Source organism: Symmachiella macrocystis (genome assembly GCF_007860075.1).
GTDB lineage: Bacteria > Planctomycetota > Planctomycetia > Planctomycetales > Planctomycetaceae > Symmachiella > Symmachiella macrocystis.
The window spans coordinates 72,657-92,245 of sequence record NZ_SJPP01000004.1 but is presented as its reverse complement, the minus strand read 5'-3'; the positions used below and the strand labels follow the sequence as shown (position 1 = coordinate 92,245).

Annotated in this window: 10 protein-coding genes; 4 read left to right on the top strand and 6 right to left on the bottom strand. The window is 53.2% G+C overall.

Features of this window, described 5'->3' with window-relative positions; all coding sequences use genetic code 11:
- Positions 1-6: 6 nt before the first annotated feature.
- The 6 genes from CA54_RS27750 to CA54_RS27720 all read right to left on the bottom strand — a co-directional run bounded on the left by CA54_RS27750 (position 7) and on the right by CA54_RS27720 (position 10,550).
- Positions 7-1,275, bottom strand: a complete 1,269-nt coding sequence (locus CA54_RS27750; RefSeq protein WP_146374280.1) for an acetate/propionate family kinase — start codon at positions 1,273-1,275, stop codon at positions 7-9.
- 416 nt (positions 1,276-1,691) lie between these two features.
- The gene (gene glgX, locus CA54_RS27745) at positions 1,692-3,749 is read right to left on the bottom strand and encodes a glycogen debranching protein GlgX (protein ID WP_146374279.1); all 2,058 of its coding nucleotides are present in this window, start codon (positions 3,747-3,749) and stop codon (positions 1,692-1,694) included.
- 45 nt (positions 3,750-3,794) lie between these two features.
- Entirely contained in the window at positions 3,795-6,248 is a 2,454-nt protein-coding gene (locus CA54_RS27740) for a phosphoketolase family protein (protein ID WP_146374278.1), read from the bottom strand.
- A gap of 317 nt (positions 6,249-6,565) precedes the next feature.
- Positions 6,566-8,518, bottom strand: a complete 1,953-nt coding sequence (locus CA54_RS27735; RefSeq protein WP_197532909.1) for a tetratricopeptide repeat protein — start codon at positions 8,516-8,518, stop codon at positions 6,566-6,568.
- 75 nt (positions 8,519-8,593) lie between these two features.
- The gene (locus tag CA54_RS27725) at positions 8,594-9,679 is read right to left on the bottom strand and encodes a YybH family protein (protein WP_197532908.1); all 1,086 of its coding nucleotides are present in this window, start codon (positions 9,677-9,679) and stop codon (positions 8,594-8,596) included.
- 214 nt (positions 9,680-9,893) lie between these two features.
- Positions 9,894-10,550 carry a hypothetical protein gene (locus CA54_RS27720; protein WP_146374275.1) on the bottom strand — a complete coding sequence of 219 codons (657 nt, stop codon included), beginning with the start codon at positions 10,548-10,550 and terminating at the stop codon, positions 9,894-9,896.
- A 692-nt stretch (positions 10,551-11,242) separates the two neighbouring features.
- Between CA54_RS27720 and CA54_RS27715 the strand changes: the two genes are divergently transcribed.
- From CA54_RS27715 to CA54_RS27700, 4 genes are all read left to right on the top strand, one after another.
- Entirely contained in the window at positions 11,243-13,987 is a 2,745-nt protein-coding gene (locus tag CA54_RS27715) for a PAS domain S-box protein (RefSeq protein ID WP_146374274.1), read from the top strand.
- A 372-nt stretch (positions 13,988-14,359) separates the two neighbouring features.
- Positions 14,360-16,096 (top strand): Hsp70 family protein, encoded by a 1,737-nt coding sequence (locus tag CA54_RS27710; protein WP_146374273.1) that lies wholly within the window; start codon positions 14,360-14,362, stop codon positions 16,094-16,096.
- Positions 16,089-18,020 (top strand): hypothetical protein, encoded by a 1,932-nt coding sequence (locus CA54_RS27705; protein ID WP_146374272.1) that lies wholly within the window; start codon positions 16,089-16,091, stop codon positions 18,018-18,020. Before CA54_RS27710 ends, CA54_RS27705 begins: the two co-directional genes overlap by 8 nt.
- On the top strand, positions 18,017-19,498 hold the full coding sequence (locus CA54_RS27700; protein ID WP_146374271.1) for a J domain-containing protein: 1,482 nt from the start codon (positions 18,017-18,019) through the stop codon (positions 19,496-19,498). Before CA54_RS27705 ends, CA54_RS27700 begins: the two co-directional genes overlap by 4 nt.
- The last annotated feature ends 91 nt before the right edge of the window (positions 19,499-19,589 follow it).

Genomic DNA, 19,589 nt, shown 5'->3' with positions numbered 1-19,589 from the left:
AATTGATCAACTATTGCTTATACCAGGTAACTTGTCATTTGACTTACTAACAGTTACCTGGGGAACTCCACCCGGTCCTTGTGATGACAGATCAATGATCGCTTGTATCTCGCGCACCATGGTCAAATCTTCGCGGGTGGCTATGACCAGTATTCGGCCGCGCGAACTTTTTGTGGCGATGTCGGCATCTGGCTGACACGCAGTGTTGGCCTCGGTATCCAACTCCAACCCCAAACATTCGAGGTCGGAACAAATCAATCTGCGAATTCCTGATGAGTTTTCGCCAACCCCTGCCGTAAAGATCAGCGCATCAATTCCCCCTAGCGTGACTGTCAAAGCTCCGATTGCTTGACGTATGCGATGCACATAGATGCCAATTGCCAATTGAGCCAGTTCGTGCCCATCATTAGCTGCTTCTTCCAATTGTCGTAGATCGCCCGAGATTTCGGACACCCCCAATAGCCCGGAATCATGGTTCAGCGAGTGCCCGACTTGTTCGGCGGACAACCCGTGATTATTTTGAACATACTCTAGGATTCCCGGGTCAATCGAACCGCTACGGGTGGCCATCATCAAACCGTCGAGTGGTGTAAAGCCCATTGTGGTATCGAGACAGCGACCGCCCTGAACTGCTGCTGCAGAACATCCGTGCCCCAGATGGCAGATTACGAGGCGCAGTTCGTCGCGCGGACGGTCGAGCATATTTGTGGCTTGATTGCTGCAATAAGCATGGCTAAGCCCATGAAATCCGAACCGACGGATCCCCCAGTCGCGTGTCCACTTCATCGGAATCGGATAGGTATAGGCTTTGGGCGGTAACGTGGAATGAAACGCCGTATCGAACGTGGCGATGTGGGGAAGATTCGGTAACTCAGCTTCAGCGGCAGCCAGTGTTTCTAAACTGGGTGGATTGTGCAGCGGCGCCAGTGTACGCAGTTGTTCGATGCGAGAGCGAACATCCGGTGTGATTTGGATTGCGGTTGTATAGTCTCCGCCGTGGACGACACGATGCCCGACAGCTGCCAGATGGGAAAGATCTGTCAGTGCCGGTGGTTTCTGTTTCAATAGATCGGTAATAAAGCGACGGACGGCTTCCGCGTGCCCTTTCCAGCTAACCCGTTCTGCGTGTTTGTTTTGATCCGGCCCGATGTATTGATACTGGGTCGAAGTTCCTGCCCAGTCAGCATGCCCGGTGGCCACCACACGGTGCTGCGTGGTTTCCATAACAGTCGCCTTCAAACTGCTGGATCCAGCGTTAAGCAGAAGTATCAACATCGGCAATTCAATCCCGAAAGCATCGCTTTAGAGGAACGTCGTGAACGAGAATCTCATTCACCTTGGAGAACACATCATCATTGGACAGTATAGTATCCTGGTTTCATTGCGGGGGCGATCCGAACTGCCTGGAGCCATTCAGATCGCGAGAACGGGTCCTCGGCAACGGCATTGAGCATCAGTGCCGTTGCGAACAAGCGGGGCCTTTCCAAGTCAAATTCAGGGTGACTGAAAAATGCGTGAGTCGAACCGTCCGACAAGAGTGGCTCATCTTTTACCCGGACCAAGGTTGGAATCGAAATATGCGTCGGCCGTAACATGTCAGTCTTCTCGCTGGATGAGCGTGCCGGCGAAGTCACTGACTAAGATCTTCTCACTTTGCGACATCGGAAATAGATATGCTCCTTTTGAGATTATTATTCATTCACTGAAAGCAGCATCACCACAGATTGACTTGCCGACCGATAAGTATCTGCTGACCATTCTGGTGCTTCTTCCCACGGAACAATATCATTGGGTGATTCAAGCGATGAGTCTATCCAGCGTCGCCACTTGCCGCGGTCGCGTGTCGGCAATTCGAACTCTAGCGACTCCCAATAGGCGTTCAGGATCAGATAAAATTGCATGCCTTCATGACGAAGCTCACCAGAGAAAGCGATGCTTCGAGAATTATCGCCCCAGTCCGGTTGGTTGAGTGTGGTGCCATGCCAGGATTTCGTCGCGGCCTGTAACATCGCGTTTACACTCACGCGATTTCGTTCGTGTTCGATATTACGAAGTCCGCGTCTGCTGCAGAGCAAACGGAAGAATCGATGCACATCGTCATATTTTTCTAACAACGTCCAATCGAACCAGCTTAGCTCATTGTCCTGGCAGTATGCGTTGTTATTGCCGCACTGAGTGCGGCGGACCTCGTCTCCCATGGTGATCATCGGGAGGCCTAGCGACAACATCGTGACCGCGAGAAAGTTCTTTACTTGGCGGTTGCGGAGCTGCTCGATGGTGAAGTCGTCAGTGGGGCCTTCCATGCCGCAATTCCAACTGCGATCATCGTTGGACCCGTCGCGATTGCCTTCACCGTTGGCTTCGTTGTGTTTGCCGTTGTAGGAGACCAGATCGTTGAGCGTGAAACCGTCGTGGCAGGTAATAAAGTTGACGCTTTGCTCCACTTCGCGACCCTTGTGTCCATAAATCTCGGGGCTGCCGACGATTCTATCCGCGATCCACCGCACCGACCCCGGTTCGCCTCGAAAGAAATCTCGCACGTCGTCTCGAAAGCGGCCATTCCACTCTTTCCATGCATCACCGACAAAGCTGCCGACTTGATACAGTCCAGCCGCATCCCAGGCTTCGGCGAGCAACTTGGTGCCTGACAAGTAGGGATCGGATTCGATGTCCCACAGCACTGGTGGATTTGCAAGCGGATGTCCGCTAGCATCCCGCGACAGAATGGAGGCCAAGTCGAAACGAAACCCGTCGACGTGCATCTCGCGGACCCAATACTTCAGGCTGTCGAGGATCATCCGACGGACGATGGGATGATTCGCATTGAGCGTATTGCCGCAGCCGGAGTAATTGGAATACTTTTCGCCCTGCTCGAGGATGTAGTACGTCGGGTTGTCGATGCCCCGGAAGCAAAGTGTCGGCCCCCGTTCGTCACCTTCAGTCGTGTGGTTAAACACAACATCCAGAATCACTTCTATTCCGGCGCGATGCATCGCTTTGACCATATCGCGAAACTCTTTAACGGGTCCGAGTGGAGTCCGGTCAGAGCTATAGGCCGCGTGTGGCGCAAAGAACGATATCGGTGAGTATCCCCAATAGTTCGTTTTGCCGGGAGGAGCGTCAAATGGATCGAATTGGAACACGGGAAGCAGCTCGACAGCCGTAATTCCCAATTGTTGCAGGTAGGGGATTTTTTCAATCAAACCGGCGTACGTGCCGCGTTTGCTCTCGGGGAGGCCAGAGTTCTCATGCTGCGTGAAACCGCGGACATGCATCTCATAGATGATGGTCTGCGCTGACGGTCGCCGTAGTGGTTGATCGCCTTCCCAGTCATAGTGAGCCGGTTGCACGACCACACTTTTTAATGCCGTACCTGCGTTGTCGCCGGGAAGACTAGCGGCGTTACGGTCGTAATTCGACGGCGCGACGACTGCTCGGCCATAGGGATCCAGCAAGATTTTCTGTGGATCAAATCGCAGTCCGCGTCCGAAATCGGACGGTCCACAAACGCGATAGCCGTACAATTGCCCAGGTTTCACATCTCGTAGGAAGAGGTGCCAGTAGTGATAAGATCGATTGGTTGCTGGATCTATCCGGTACACCCACGACGGGGCGACGTCATCCGCGTGATCAAACAACAACAACTCGACACCGGTTGCCGTGCGCGAAAACAGGCTGAAATTGACGCCGCCGGTGACAACTGTTGCTCCCAAAGGTGCGCTATCACCGCTTAGGCTATGGTCAATCATCCCGCAGTCTCACCTCTGTGTGTCGCCTGACCGTTCGGACTCAATTCAGACATTGTCGCCTTCCGTAGATGTGCCGACCATTCCAGGCAGGCCTTGTTTTCCCCATGTCCAATTGGCAATCTCCGGCATATCATCACCATACTTGGCAATGTATTGCTTGTGATCGATTAACTTTTCGTGAATAGCCTGTTTCAGATATGCGGCACGGGCTCCTAGTTGCGGGAGTCGGTCGATCACATCCTCGCAGAGATGAAAACGGTCCAAATCGTTCATCACAACCATATCGAACGGCGTGGTTGTCGTTCCTTCCTCTTTGTAGCCACGGACGTGCAAGTTCTTGTGATTGGTGCGGCGATATGTCAATCGATGGATCAGCCAAGGATAACCATGAAAGGCAAAGATAATCGGCTTGTCAGTTGTGAACAGGGCGTCGAAATCGTGGTCTGACAGGCCGTGAGGATGTTCACTTTGTGGTTGCAGCTTCATGAGATTGACCACGTTGATGACACGAACCTTCACTTCGGGAAGATGTTGTCGCATCAAGTCGACCGCTGCTAACGTTTCCAATGTTGGGACATCGCCGCAACAGGCCATCACGACATCCGGTTCTGTCCCTTCGTCATTGGAAGCCCAAGGCCAGATACTGACACCTGCATAACAATGTTTGATGGCTTGGTCCATCGTTAACCATTGCTGGGCAGGTTGCTTTCCGGCGATGACCACATTGACGTAGTTACGGCTCCGCAAACAATGTTCAGTCACCGAAAGCAGGCAATTGGCATCCGGTGGCAAATAGACGCGGATCACTTCCGCCTTCTTGTTGACAACATGATCGATGAATCCCGGGTCTTGATGGCTCAAGCCATTGTGGTCCTGCCGCCACACATGTGAGCTAAGAAAATAATTCAGCGATGCAATCGGTCGTCGCCACGGAATGTGATTGCAGACTTTGAGCCACTTGGCATGCTGGTTGAACATCGAATCGATGATGTGAATAAACGCTTCGTAGCAGGAGAAAAATCCATGCCGGCCGGTGAGCAAATATCCCTCCAGCCACCCTTGACATTGGTGCTCACTGAGGACTTCCATGACTCTCCCGTCAGGAGAAAGATGGTCGTCTTCGGGGTAAATATCGGCCATATAACAGCGGTCGGTGACTTCCAACACGTCTTGCCAGCGGTTGGAGTTGTTTTCATCCGGGCTGAAGAGGCGGAAATTATTGCTTTCCAAGTTGCGTTTCATCACGTCGCGAAGATAAGCGCCCATCACCCGCGCCGACTCGGCAATCGTTGAACCAGGGCTCGTGACTTCGACGGCATACTCGCGGAAATCAGGCAGTTTCAAATCTCGCAGCAGTTGCCCGCCATTGGCGTGCGGGTTGTCGCTCATCCGGCGTTGACCTTGAGGGGCTAGTTCCGCAAGTTCAGGAATCAGTCCTCCATTGGTGTCGAACAATTCTTCGGGCCGATAATCCTTCATCCATTGCTCGAGGATACGAATGTGATCCTGGTTATCCATATCCCCCATCGGAACCTGATGACTTCGCCAATAGTCCTCGCATTTCTTTCCATCAATCTCCGCAGGACAGGTCCAACCTTTGGGTGTGCGAAACACAATCATCGGCCAGGAGGGGCGTTCGACGACTCCCCCTTGTCGGGATTCGGTCCAAATGTCGTTGATGTCCGTTAAAACACGATCCATGACATCGGCCAACTGCTGATGCACTGACTGCGGTTCATCTCCTTCAACGAAGTACGGCTTGTAGCCCATACCTTCGAACAGTTTTTGCAATTCATCTTTAGGAATGCGGGCCAGAAAACAGGGATTGGCGATTTTGTAGCCATTCAAATGCAGTATCGGTAGCACGCAGCCGTCACGTGCGGGATTGAGAAATTTGTTGCCATGCCAACCTGTCGCCAAAGGACCGGTTTCGGCTTCACCATCGCCAACTACACATGCGACGATTAAATTAGGATTGTCGAACGCGGCTCCATAGGCATGGCTTAAGGCGTATCCCAATTCGCCCCCTTCGTGGATGCTGCCGGGCGTCTCCGGAGCAACGTGGCTGGGAATCCCACCGGGAAAGCTGAACTGCTTAAACAGCTTTTGCATCCCTTCGGCATCTTGACTGATGTTCGGGTGGACTTCGCTGTAGGTGCCTTCCAAATAGGCATGAGCTACGAGGGACGGACCTCCATGTCCGGGACCGATGACATAAATCATGTTCAAATCATCGCGTTTGATGACTCGATTAAGGTGCACGCAGAGCATATTTAGCCCCGGCGACGTGCCCCAATGCCCCAGCAGCCGCGGCTTAATGTGCTCTCGCTTGAGCGGTTCGCGCAGCAGCGGATTGTCGAGCAAATAGATCTGCCCCACCGACAGGTAATTCAACGCCCGCCAATAGGCGTTCATTTTTTGCAGTTCGTCAGCACTCAGTGGCCCAGACGTCGCTGCAATACTCGTGTTGCATACCACGTCAACAGATTCCGCAGACATTGATCAATCCTTTCCGGCAAATCGTCTCGCTCAAATGACCTTTGCAGGGGAAACCGCACTGCAGCGGTTTCCTGCGATTTCTCAAACGGCCTATTGTGCGGATGCAACATTAACAGAACGTGAAATCCAAGTTGACCATCGACACCGTGGTCATAACGCGTTTGCTCAAACAACCCCAGCGGTTGCATAGCGCATCGCGTGGAGAAACATCATTCACTCCGTTAGAACCCGTTTCAAAACCCAGTTGCGAGTGTTCTCGAAAATGTGTAGTTCAGAGTCCCTAGAACACGTCAACGGGGTTTGAAACTACTTTTAAACTATGGCTTCGAAAAATGTAGCGGTTCTGACCCTTTGTCATCGCCCAGCATATAGAAATCGAGTTGCCCGTCTTTCAGAATCACTTGGGCAAGCATAACACCCTCGTCATTCATCTCCAGTGCGAGAACGCCGTTTTCGTCGACGCTCCACACGCCGGTCACTTGGCTGGCTTTCCCCTGCTCATCGAAGTTCCAAGAGAATTTGCCGTCTTCCTGCAGTGACATTTCAAATTGGCCGTTACCGCGTTTCGCTGTCCAAGTCCCGTACACATCGCTGGCTTTGATCGCCGCTTCGGGTTGGGGCGGGTCGATCTGCTTGGCCGGATTGGGAACTTCCGCATTCGGATCCAGACCCAGCAGCAACTGTTTCGCAAGTTGATCGCTGGGGCTAATTTCCAACAGTTTTTTTAATTGTGCAATCGCGGCTTCATTGTGACCGGCTGTGGTATATTGATACGCGAGCAAAAACCTCGCGGCAGCGTCTTGAGGATTTTCGTCTCGAAACGCTTCCAGTTTTCGCAGTTGCTCGGTGTATGTGCTCAGGTCGGGGTACAGACCGATCAAAGTCGTCCAGTCAAACCCCGGTCCGACGCTCAGCACGGGATAGAGCGTCGCGGCCGAATCCTGATATTTGCCGAGAGCGAATAAAATCAGCGAGCGAAACTCATGAATGACAGCGTCATTGGGAAGTTCCTTGAGTGCCGCATTAGTCGATGAGAGTGCGGCTTCGTAGTCACCGGCAAAAAACTGCTGCCGTGCCTCGTCGAAATTCGAAAGCTGTTCGGGCGACACCTCGGCTGGCGGAGCCGTATCGCTGGGGTCACCGGCCAATGTTTCCTCCGTCGGCGCCATCACAATCGGCTCGGAATAGTCATAGCCGCCATAATCGCCTCCCTCAGCATAGTAGGGGTTGGAGTAATCCGAATAGCCGAACGCCCACCCAACACGATTGACTGCCCAGGTAGTGACTCCAAAGGCTGTCAATGCGGGATAGTTGTCCCACCAATAATCCCAACGAGCGCCCGATCCCCACGCACCATGCCAGCCGCCGTGATACCAATCGCCATGATGGTCGTGCCACTGGTCATGCCGATCATTCCAACGATCTTGGCGGTCCTGCAATCGATCGTCGCGGTTTCCTTGGCGATTATCCTGGCGGTCCCCACGGTTCCCTTGGCGATTATCTTGGCGGTCCCCGCGATTCCCTTGGCGATCTTCGCGATTCCCTTGGCGATCCGAAGTCCTATCGTCGCGACCAGCGAGTCGGTCTTGTAATTGGTTTTGTCGATCGGCGACTCCCGGCCGTTCGCCTCGTCCCGGACGTTCTCCCCGTCCTGGACGGTCACCAGCGCCGGGGCGATTCCCCAATCCTGGTAACGTAGCGGCTGCAGCACCGCCGGCAATTCCTGCGCCTATCCCGCCGCCCCCACCGGTACCGGGGCGCGTCGATGGCAACTGCGATGGTCGCTGTGCGCCGCCGGGACGTCCGCCACCAGCTTGTGGGCGGTTACCGGAATTGGGAAGACTAGGACGTTGTCCAGGCTGGATCGACGGGCGACCACCTCCTGGTCGTTGGATGTTGCCGGCCCCCCCTCCGGGGCGATTCCCTCCGCTCGGGCGGCTGTTTATCGGCGGTCGACTGCCACCGGGGCGACTGCCTGAAGGGCGATTCCCCACCGAAGGCCGCGAACCCCCGCCGGGGCGCGCACTCCCCCCGCTGCTGGGTCGGCTAAAGCTCGGATTGGAAGGGCGTGTCGATGGACTTGGCCGTGACGGGCGAGCACCGCCATAATTTCCGCGCCCCGCGCCGCCACCTCCTCCACGGCTTCCGCCGCCACGGAACCCACCACCGCCACCACGCCCACCACCTCCACGTCCCCGTGCATGGATTTCGAGCGCTAACATCGACGTCAAAGTCACCGCGACAGTTAGATAGATGAGAAACCGTTTCATGGCCAAGTGCCTTTTTATATGCAAATGAGAGTTTTATACAGAAAGCTGATCACGCTCTGTGTGACGCCCGTTGGATTATTTGGACGCCGCCTCAGGTTCGGGCGGTCGACGTACCATAGTCACTAATGGTCCTGCACCGGTGATCTCCTTGCCCACGACCACGTTCTGCAGCTGCCACGTCACCATTTCCGCATCGATCACGGTATAAACAGCAGTTCCCGATACCGCTTTGCCGTCAGAATTGACTCCCGAATTAATTAGCAGCCAACGGTTTCCGTCGCGCGCCCATTCGCCAGTGAGGTAGCCCCCTTCCGAATCGAACGTCCAGGATCTTAGCTTCTTCTGATCTCCGTCCCAGCCGATTCGCTGCACGCCGTTCAAAGTGCGACCGTCGTAAGTTTGCACTGTGAAGCGCCGCAAAAGAAAGTTTCCGTCCTCCGACCAGTCGCAATCCGTGTCTACGACGGAGTGGCGATCCTCGTTCACCCATTCTCCGATCAGCCACGACAATTGGGCCAGCTGTTCGCTACGGTTGCCTTCCTTGCGCAGCTGGTCTTTCAGCGTATTAATCCGCCACGTCCCGTCATCGCCCTTTTTGTGGATCGCAACATAGCCATTTCGATAAATCGGACCGTTGACATCGTCGGAAGCAACGACCTTCCCCGACTCGATCACGACATCATCACTGATCGGCTTTACGCGATCAATAACGATTTCCTCGATCATTGCCTGTGCGTTTCTGTCGAACACGTCCTGGAACATTTCTATGATCGCAGATCGACCTTCGGTCAATTCACCAAACTCGTCGTAGAACTCGGCATCTTCGGTAAACAATTCGCCGATCGCTTTCGCGTCATGCTTTGAATACGCATCCACAAAGGATTGCGCGTTTTTCCAGAACGGCTTTTCGACCTCAGGAATCGCGAACGGTTTGTCGCCGCCTACTTTCTGGGAAATGCGTTCCCCGGAATCTTGTGGCTTGGCGGGTTTGGTCGCAGCAAAGGCCAATAACAAATCGCCGCGCGACACGTCCGCCTGGGATTGCGATGTGTTGCCAACTTCTGCAGGACTATCTCCGATTGCAACGAGCGAAATCCCGAAACAGATTCCAGCTGCCAAACAGATCGGAGCAAATAACAATGAAAACCGTCGACGATTCATGGGACGTGCCCCCTCATTAAAGTGAACAGGACGAAGTGTGTGACATATGGCGGGCCAAACTACCATCGAAATACACGTGGGATGTCTACCAGACACGGCAGTTGAACGACAGAGCGAGTGCTCCCTATCGTCTGCATGTCAGCATTGTGTGTTGAATATGCAAAATCAGCATACTCGCAACTCGCGATTTGGCAATTGCAGGGCGACTCAATTCCTACGCCGTTGCACCGGGATTTTGTCGTTTTTGGAATTCCTGGCATGTTTCATTGCTGATGAAATAGTGCGTTGTGCCCCCCGATTCGAGTGTGGATTTGGCTGCGAATTTGGGTGATTGCACTCCGGCGATGGGGTCTAAAACAAGATGCCCCTTGAGATAATTATTGTTCCGATGCATCTCCTTGGCTGTCTTAACAAATGAGACGATTTGCTCATCGAACCAATTTGTGATTTCCTCTTCATCAATTTGATCTAACGGCATGCACAGGCTGGCGTGCGGATCGCATTTGAAAAGGATGGGTAGAATATCCAAATCCCGGTCAAGGGTCAGGTTTTTGACGCTTGCATCGTGGCTGAGACTAAATTTCAGAACGGTTTGTGCCGGCTGAGAATCAAAACTAAATGTGACCTCGCGCAAATATTGGGTCATCACCGGTTGCACATTGACCCGGTCCCGGAAACGCTCGACCAGCAATTGCAAACGCGGTCGGGCCAATTCCACAATTCGATTTGCAGCGGGCTCGAACAGCGCATGAAATCTCGACTTGCGGGCTTCGTAATCACTCTGGGCACTAGCCTGTAACGCATCAATGCCCTGCTCGAACTCGGCAAATTCTGCGTCGAGGCGGGCCGTCAGGTCGTTGAGTCCTGCCATCGAAAACTCCAGTGAGATGCTAGTGAGAAATATGGAATGCTCCAAAGACCGATGCCTACGGAGACGACAAAAAAACTGCCCATTACGCCGAAGCCAGCGCAAAGGGCATCCTTGCTCCCCAGACGAATCGGCACAGATTGATCGTGCCTGAAGCCGGTTCAATGTTCAACGATTGCCTCTCATTTGATTCACAGTGCAAAGATCCTAAATGGGGAATCTTCGACTGTCAATCGTGCATTTAGACTATAACGAAAAGATGCACCACAGGCTTGGAACCAGTCCACTGACACCGTGCGGGGGGCGACTGGCCGTCACAGTTGCCAGATGTGACAGTCGTATTCTTGCTGGGAACAACTGCATTGATTTCAGGTATTATCTCAGGGCGTGCTCCCGATCGTCACGGTTGGTACCTCCCAACGCTGGGGCAGCGAAGAGCAACGCGGAGCGACTCCGGCGAGGCTAAGCATTTCGATAAATCGCATTGGGCTGTCAAGTTGCAGCACCCATTGACGAGTGGCTAATGCTATAATGAGGTCTTGGAAATGGCATCGCATTCCTAAACATATCTTCGAAAGCCTGAGTTATGAAGCATTGGTGAGACGAAGGCGGCAAAGTCTGACGCTTAGTCTCTTGAGTTCGCCTTTGCACTTAGCGAATCGAAATTTCACCTCCGATATCTGCGGCATAGAAACATGTCCGACAATACGACTGATCGCAACCTACTTTTTGGCTTGATCGCCATGCAGAGCGACCTTATCGACATGCGTCAATTTGTCGATGCCTGCACTCTCTGGGGCTCGCGAAAAGACAGTACGCTTGCCGAAATCTTGGTGGACCAAAAATGGCTGTTGCCAGAAGATCGGCAGCATGTCGACTACCTTTTGCAGCGCCGCATGCAGAAAGTCGGCGGAGACGTACGCAAGTCGCTCGCCGCCATTCCGGATGATGTGAAAACGGCCTTACAGAGCATCGATGACCGCGACATCCGCAGTTCGCTCCAAGCAACACAGGACGATCGGCGAATCACGACGTCTCTGGCCATCACCCCGCCGGATCGGTCCGATGATCGCATCACGCGCCGCGGACTGCATTCGACGGGAGGGATCGGACACGTCTGGCTGGCCCACGACAAATTGCTCGATCGTGACATCGCACTGAAGGAACTGAAACACGATCAGTCAAAATCAGCGATCAATCGGGAGCGGTTCTTTCGAGAAGCGCAAATCACCGCTCAATTGACGCATCCGGGAACCGTCCCGGTCTACGATTTTGTCGATAACGGCGATCGCAGTTTCTATACGATGAAGTTTATGAAAGGGCGAACGCTCGCCGAGGTCATTGCCGATTTCCACCAGTGGCGGCGACAAAACGAGATCGCTGGCGTCAGCAGTCAACTTGTGCAATTGCTGACTCAGTTTGTTGGAATTTGCCATACGGTCGCATTTGCTCATTCACGGCGGGTGATCCATCGCGACTTGAAATCAGAGAATGTACTTGTCGGTGATTTTGGGGAGGTGGTTGTCCTGGATTGGGGACTCGCCAAACGGCTTGATGAAAGCGAACCGGTCGATGAAACGTTACCCGTAAACCCGGATGCCACAATCATTGATTCGGAACGGGATCCCCGCCACTCGTCGCAGACGATGCAAGGCGACAAATTGGGCACACCGGCTTACATGTCACCGGAGCAAGCCCGCGGCGAAATCGACATCATTGACGAACGGACCGACATTTACGGTTTGGCCGCAATTCTGTACGAGATACTAGTCGGCGATCCCCCATTTCTTGGCAAAAGCATCATCGAAGTCTTGGAGCATGTCATACACGATGCTCCCCAACTGCCTGGAGACTGTGTTGCAGGAATTCCTGTGGAATTGGAGAAGATCTGTTTAAAGGGGTTAGCCAAGAAACGCGATGACCGTCAGCAGTCGGCTGAGGAGTTAGCCGGAGAGATTCAATCGTGGATCACTGACCGCGCGGAAAGAAAACGTACAGAGCAGGAACGCGAACGATTTTTCAATCTGTCGCTCGATCTGTTAACGATTCTGGACACAGCAGGACATTTGACGCAGACGAATCCAGCCTGGGAAACGGTTTTGGGTTGGCCCCCTGATGCATTGCAGGGCAAACCCGTCTGGGAATTGATCGATCCCGCCGATCACGAACGTGCCACCAAGAATCATGCGCGGATCCTCTCTGGCGAGTCATTGACACAGATGGAGTATCGCTGTCTCTGCCGCGACGGCGGATATCGCTGGATACTGTGGAATGCTAAATTGATCCCGGGTCAATCTTCGATTTATCTTGTCGGGCGGGACATCACGGAGCGCAAGCAAGCAGAGCAAACATTCCAGAACCTACTTGAATCGGCACCGGATGCTATGGTCGTCGTGAACCACAGTGGCACCATCGTGTTGGTCAATGCACAACTCGAAAAACTGTTTGGCTACGAGCGCGACCAGTTGTTAGGCCAGCCGATTGAAACACTGGTGCCTCAGCAGTTTCGAGCGGATCACCCCGCGAAAGTGGCGGCCTATGTTGCCGAGCCCAACGCACGCCCGATGGGAGCAGGACTCGAATTGATTGGGGAGCGAATCGACGGTTCGGTCTTTCCCGTTGAAATCAGTCTGAGCCCGGTTGAGACCGAACAAGGACTGCTGATTTCCTGCGCCGTCCGCAACATCGAGAAACGCAAAAAAGAACAGCAAAAGCTACAGGCGATATTGGATTCGACACCCGATGCCATGGTGATCGTGGATAAGCATCGAAAGATCATCATGGCCAACACACAAGTAGAGCGGCTTTTTGCCTACGAGCCGGATGAGTTGCTGGGAGAGGTGATCGAGATTCTCGTTCCCGAACGGTTTCGCGCTGGTCACCCGTCAAAGTTCGCTGCCTTCGCAGGCAAACCGGAGTTTCGTCCTATGGGCACAAATGCAGAGTTGTTTGGCCAACGTAAGGATGGGGGTGAATTTCCCGTCGAGATTAGCTTGAGTTCGTTCACAACGGACGACGAATCGTTTTTTATCAGTACGATCCGGGATATGACAGGTCGTAAACGATCGGAACAACGATTTGCTGCACTCTTGGAGTCGGCCCCGGATGCCATGGTGGTCGTCACGCCCGACCGGACGATTCAAATTGTGAACTCCCAGTTGGAAAAGCTGTTTGGTTATCACCGTGATGAACTGCTTGGCCAGCCTATCGAAATTTTGATTCCCGATCGCTTTCGTCCGGGCCACCCCGAAAAATTTGCAACGTTTCTAAGTTCCCCGCAAACCAGACCGATGGCGTCGGGCCTAGATTTGCGGGGGCAATGCAAGGACGGCCGCGAGATTCGTGTTGAAGTTAGCTTAAGCCCCGTTAATACAGAAGAGGGCATGCTGATCTCTGCCGCGATCCGAAAATCACGTAGCGACGGACGAGCGCAGTCGTAGTTCATCGATCTCGCTAATAAGGCTCAGGCATACTCATTTCCTATGCTGTGTGCCTACGCAATCTCGCCCGTGAAAACGGTGTTCGCGACACAGCCAAACCAGAGGCCTGCGAGGTCCAGACAACGGCTGCCGCTGATTGACCGCGTCCCAACTTGATGTCGGGCCTGTTTAGGAGGACTGATCGCTTGTGGAAAGCAATGTTTTGTGTCGAAGTTTTACGGGACAATCTAGCCCAAAACCCCATGTTAAGAATTTCGTTCGCAGGGTCCAATCATATAGTCCGATTTTCAACTACGATTCTGGCCGGTACAATCAGATCGGTTAATTCAGGAGTTCTATCTGTCGTAGCAACGAACAATCAGGTACCAACAGATGATAGTCGGAATCGACCTCGGAACGACAAATTCAGCTTTAGGAACGATCATTGAGGGTGCACCGACACTGATTCCTAATGCACTGGGGCAAATACTGACCCCGTCGGTTGTCGGTATCGACATGGAAGACAACGTGGTGGTCGGGGCAACGGCCAAGGAGTTGCAGGTGGTGGCTCCTGAACGGTGTGCATCGGCGTTCAAACGGGCCATGGGAACAGACCGCGTCTATGAACTTGCGGGCCATAGCTTCACTCCGATCGAGTTATCCGGGTTAGTCTTAAACTCCTTGAAAAAGGATGCGGAGCTGCAATTCGGCGAATCGGTCGAACAGGCAGTCATCACGGTTCCGGCTTATTTCAACGAACACCAACGTCGCGCTACGATTCGTGCCGGTGAACTTGCCGGTCTAAGCATCGCACGTATTGTGAATGAGCCAACCGCAGCCGCCCTTGCTTATGGTCTGCACGATAGTCAGTCGGAGCGCGTCGCCGTAGTGTTCGATCTTGGAGGCGGTACCTTCGACATATCGATTATCGACCAGTTCGAAGGTGTCGTGGAAGTCCGCGCCTCATCGGGTGAATGCTTCTTAGGTGGCGAAGACTTTACCTCGACATTTGTCGCTCGGCTACTTGAGAAACACGGCCATGTGTTTGAGCAAGCAGAATTGACTGCGCCACGATTGGTCGCTCGTATGACGCAATTGTGCGAGATAGCGAAACGCGATTTAGCAAGAAAAGTGGTCGTAGATGTGCCATTCCCCGAAACGGATGGAACGCTCTCTCCGGTTCCCACGACCGAGCGCGTTACCCGTGAGGTGTATGAAGATTGGACAAAGCACATTGTACGTCGAATGGATATCCCCATCCGCCGGGCTCTGGGTGACGCACGTCTTGATCGGCGTGACGTCGACGCCATCGTGCTGGTGGGCGGTGCGACCCGCATGCCAGCAGTGCGTGAATACGTGCGCAACTATTTCAAGCAGGATCCTGAATGTCGTCTGAATCCGGATGAGGTCGTGGCAATGGGGGCAACGGTACAAGCTGGTCTGATCGCGCGTGATGCGGCCCTCGAAGATCTCGTTGTAACGGATGTCGCCCCGTTTACGCTGGGAATCGGTATCGCTAAACGATTTGGAACCGAGCATCGCGCGGGCTATTTTTCTCCAATCATCGAACGCAATACAACAATTCCTGTCAGTCGTGTCCACAACGTCGGCACAATACACGCCAATCAGACAGAAGTCCAGGTCGAGATCTACCAGGGCGAATGTCGCATGGTCAAAGACAACTTGCAGCTTGGTGAATTCCGAGTCGTGGGAATCCCATCCGGCCCCCCTAGAGAATCGGTATCGATCCGCTTTACCTACGACATGAACGGCGTCTTGGAAGCTGAGGCAACTGTTTTGGAAACCGGACAGATGTTTAGTCATGTGATCACCCAGTTGGCTGGCGAGTTGTCCCCCGAAGAAATCGAAAAAACACTGCAGCGCATGCAGGCATTGAAAACACATCCCCGCGACGAGGAGCAGAATCGATATCTGCTGAAACGGGCACAGCGGGTGTATCAGCAACTCGAACTGACCGCTCGAGACGAACTTGATAAACTGCTCGATGCATTCGAATCAGCACTTGAATCTCAGGATAAGTCGAGAATCGAGCTCGCAAGTGACTATCTATTACGCTTTCTGGATACGAAGGATCCCGAAACGCCCGAGGAGTGGTCTTGCGATGACTGAGCCACAAGATACTCATCCGAGACCACCATCGCCACGACACAAGTGGGCGATGAAATTGCTGGGACTCAAAGAGGAGGGTATCGAAAGCGGAATCCGTCGGCGGATTGTGAATGCAGGATTTGCGCCCAACGAACACACATCGATGGCCATTCGCGTGCTCGCCGGTGCAGCGGTTGATCCTCGGCCGACACTATGGATTGACGAACGGACCGAGGTATCTGCCGTGCGCGCATTCGCCAAACGCTGTTGTGACTTTTCGCTCAAGGAGCGGTTGAACAGAAAGAGCGCGCTCTCTGATGCGATGGCCGATCTCAATGTGCGAACAGAACGTTTCCCGCATTTGCGCGCCAGACTGGATGAAATTCAAACAGCGCTCGATGCGGATTTAACGGATCTTCACCAAGATCCAGCCAAACCCACGGCCTATGGAATTGCGGCATGGGATTTAAAACTGAGGATCCTCGGACCGAAAGAGCGTGCCGAACGTTGGCAACAAATGATCCAAATCGCAAGTCTTGATCGCATCGGGTGGGCGAGTTGTGCACGGCAACTTCAGTTCTCGAAATATGCAGCCCAAGCCCGCGATCAAAGTCAGCTCGGCACAAGATTCATTGACGAGATCGCGCAACTCGACTCAGCCCAGCATGCCTATGCTGTTGCGGCAAAGAAACGCAGGAACAAACTGCGGCTCTCTAAGGCGAACAGAGGTGAGACTCTGCCGATAAAGCCTGTATTGTTTCTTGCCATTTTTGTGGGTTCAATTTTCATTTTCATAGATCGCGCAAGCGATCGCCCCAGACGGCCCAATCGGCAGAGTCCCTATGTGCCTCCAGTGACGATGCACGACTTTCCAATGCCACATTTGCCAAAGATGAATCAAGAGGAATTGACTGCTTCATTCGCCACCATAATTTTGCTGGGTAGAATACCGGACCTGGAAAGACAAATCACCGACGGAACTGCGACTGAAGAAAGCCGCTACGAACTTGCCCAAGTTTACTTACTCTGCGCGCAGCAACCTCAAGTCGACATTGACGCCGCCGCGGCGCCGCGGACCTTCTTGGATCCACCGGATTACGATAAACAGGAGTTACAACGAAAAGCACTCTCTGTTCTCAAGGACTTGGCCCATGATTATCCTGACAACGAGAAATACATCAGGCAATGCGTAGTCACGTGCCTAATCGTCGGCAACGCGACCGACGATGTCGACGAAGCCCGCCAAACCTTTCAGACCGGTATCGATGCTGCGCTGCCACTGGCTGAGGCGGGGCATGCCTCGAGTGAGACTCTCAGCATCCTCGGCGCATTGCTGAACAATCTTACGCTCAAACTCGATCGCGACGAAGCGGCAAACGAATTTCAAGAGCATTTAGAATCAGCCGTTCGATTTCAGCGACAAGCTGTCAGAATGGATCCACAAAACGATACAGCGCTGCGATACCTGGACATCAACTTACACAACTTGAGTCACGCGCTTCTAAAAAATGGGTTGGCCGAAGACGCAGTGAACGTGCTGCTTGAGCACAGAGCTCTTTGTGGGGCCAGTACGATGCCCTACGGGACCAACGCCCGCCGTCTCTTCACGATCTCCGAACGGCTCGCAGTCGCCGACGAATTACTTCTCGAACAAGCTGGCCCAATCGATGCCCCCTCCTACGCGGACGACCTTCGTCGCGAGATATTTCGAACGTTGAACTTTGCCGTGATTTCGGGGTTCACGGACTCCAAGCTGATGACCAGTTCGGTCTCACTAAAGCACCTGCAAGCGGATGATCGATTCGGTGAATTACTTGAATTGGTAAATTCCACCAATGAAAAGTTGATTCGCACACAAGTTACAGACTCAACTGCAGAGGGTGTAGAAAACTTGGAAACGAACCTGCCCCTCAAAGCGCACAACGCGGGGAAGGTTCAACCATGACTGACATTCCTCTGCCCGATGATTCCTCACAGTGGCCGCTCAATCCTTGGGAAATATTCGGGCTGAGACCCAATGCCAAGCATGTTGAACTTCGCCGAGCCTATTCCCAACTGATACGCCGCTTTCGTCCCGATACGCATCCAGTGGAATTCCAACGGATCCACGAGGCTTATCAACGACTCAAAGCCATTCTCGGCAGTCAAGTACAACCTGAGCTTCCCTCCCATGGGAACGCATCCAATGAGAACTGGTCCCATGGCGGATCACCCCATGGATACTCGCCATATGGCAATAGCAACGGCAACGGCAAATCGCCTTACGATTCGCCAATTGATCCGAATGTTCCATCCTCCCGTAACGAGATTCGCAAACGCGCACCGGATGTCGGTGGGTTGTTCGCGATTCATGACAAAAAGAGTGTTGTTGATGCCTACCGTAGTCTCGTTCAAGCTGACAAACAGCATCCTTCTGAAACGACTGCGGCTGCGCTCTATTGGCAATTAATCCTCAATCCGGATCTCGACACGCAGAGAAAACCGGCCGATTGGTTGTTGCATGGCCTTTCACGAACGAATGGATCTCCATGTCTGCTTGAACTTTTTCGGCAAGAACTGATCTGTAAACCAAGATTCGCCCTCAGTGACAAAGCTGGGCAATTCCTCAAGAGAATTCCGGCCAGTTTTCGATCGGAATTACTGCGTCAGCGATGGAAGCACGCTGCAACCGCGAAGAATTGGCAGGTGATACGCGAGGACCTTGTCGTTCATCGCACACCCTTGGTTGACTATTCTCCGACGGAATGGGTGCGACTGACGATTGCTGCTGCCAACCATGCCGCTTGGAGCCAAGACTCAGATGCCGTGAGAATTCTTGATACCTGCCGCAAGGAAATCGCATTATTCGACAACTTCCAACTTGAACTGGAGAGTGAACTCATACAGTTTGACCACTTGACAGAACTCGCCACTGGCATCAAAAGTCTCCCCACGGTTGGAAACATACACGTTCGTTTACTTCTGCAGGAGATGCCAAATATCTGGAACGCGTCGAACAATGTCCGTTCCGCTGTTGTCCCCATTATTTCAGGACTACTCTCCAAACCCGAGACTGTCCTCTCAGAGTTGGACCAAGTCGCTTCTGTTTCGCCGGTGGTTTTGCAGTACCTTTACGGCCTCCTTGACCAAGTTGGGTTAGCATGGATCGAAGATCGGGACCGGCCGGCAGAAACGGTGGTCGCCGAACGGATTGTGTATTTTTTGACGGTCTGTCCGGTCGTTGATTATTCCAAGCTACGAACAAGCATCCTCCGCTTCTGCATTGACGAATTTATATCTCCCGAAGAATTCGCCGCCACCGTCGAAGCCCAACAGGACGAGGCTTTAGAATTTGACGGCAGCAAGACGTTGATTTCGAGTTCGATCCGTGATGATTTATCGCTGCGATTTCTTTGCAAGGCACATCGAGCGCTGAATGGATAGCGTTCGTCTTCACTTCGATTCGCAGGAAGAGAGATCTCCGTCAAGAGCACAACCAGATCCCAATACTCATCAGACACCTCATTTAAAGACC

Coding starts and splice junctions, on each gene's coding strand:
- CA54_RS27750 (WP_146374280.1), bottom strand. CDS start 1,275: ATGTTGATACTTCTGCTTAACGCTGGATCCAGCAGTTTGAAGGCGACT.
- glgX (WP_146374279.1), bottom strand. CDS start 3,749: ATGATTGACCATAGCCTAAGCGGTGATAGCGCACCTTTGGGAGCAACA.
- CA54_RS27740 (WP_146374278.1), bottom strand. CDS start 6,248: ATGTCTGCGGAATCTGTTGACGTGGTATGCAACACGAGTATTGCAGCG.
- CA54_RS27735 (WP_197532909.1), bottom strand. CDS start 8,518: ATGAAACGGTTTCTCATCTATCTAACTGTCGCGGTGACTTTGACGTCG.
- CA54_RS27725 (WP_197532908.1), bottom strand. CDS start 9,679: ATGAATCGTCGACGGTTTTCATTGTTATTTGCTCCGATCTGTTTGGCA.
- CA54_RS27720 (WP_146374275.1), bottom strand. CDS start 10,550: ATGGCAGGACTCAACGACCTGACGGCCCGCCTCGACGCAGAATTTGCC.
- CA54_RS27715 (WP_146374274.1), top strand. CDS start 11,243: ATGTCCGACAATACGACTGATCGCAACCTACTTTTTGGCTTGATCGCC.
- CA54_RS27710 (WP_146374273.1), top strand. CDS start 14,360: ATGATAGTCGGAATCGACCTCGGAACGACAAATTCAGCTTTAGGAACG.
- CA54_RS27705 (WP_146374272.1), top strand. CDS start 16,089: ATGACTGAGCCACAAGATACTCATCCGAGACCACCATCGCCACGACAC.
- CA54_RS27700 (WP_146374271.1), top strand. CDS start 18,017: ATGACTGACATTCCTCTGCCCGATGATTCCTCACAGTGGCCGCTCAAT.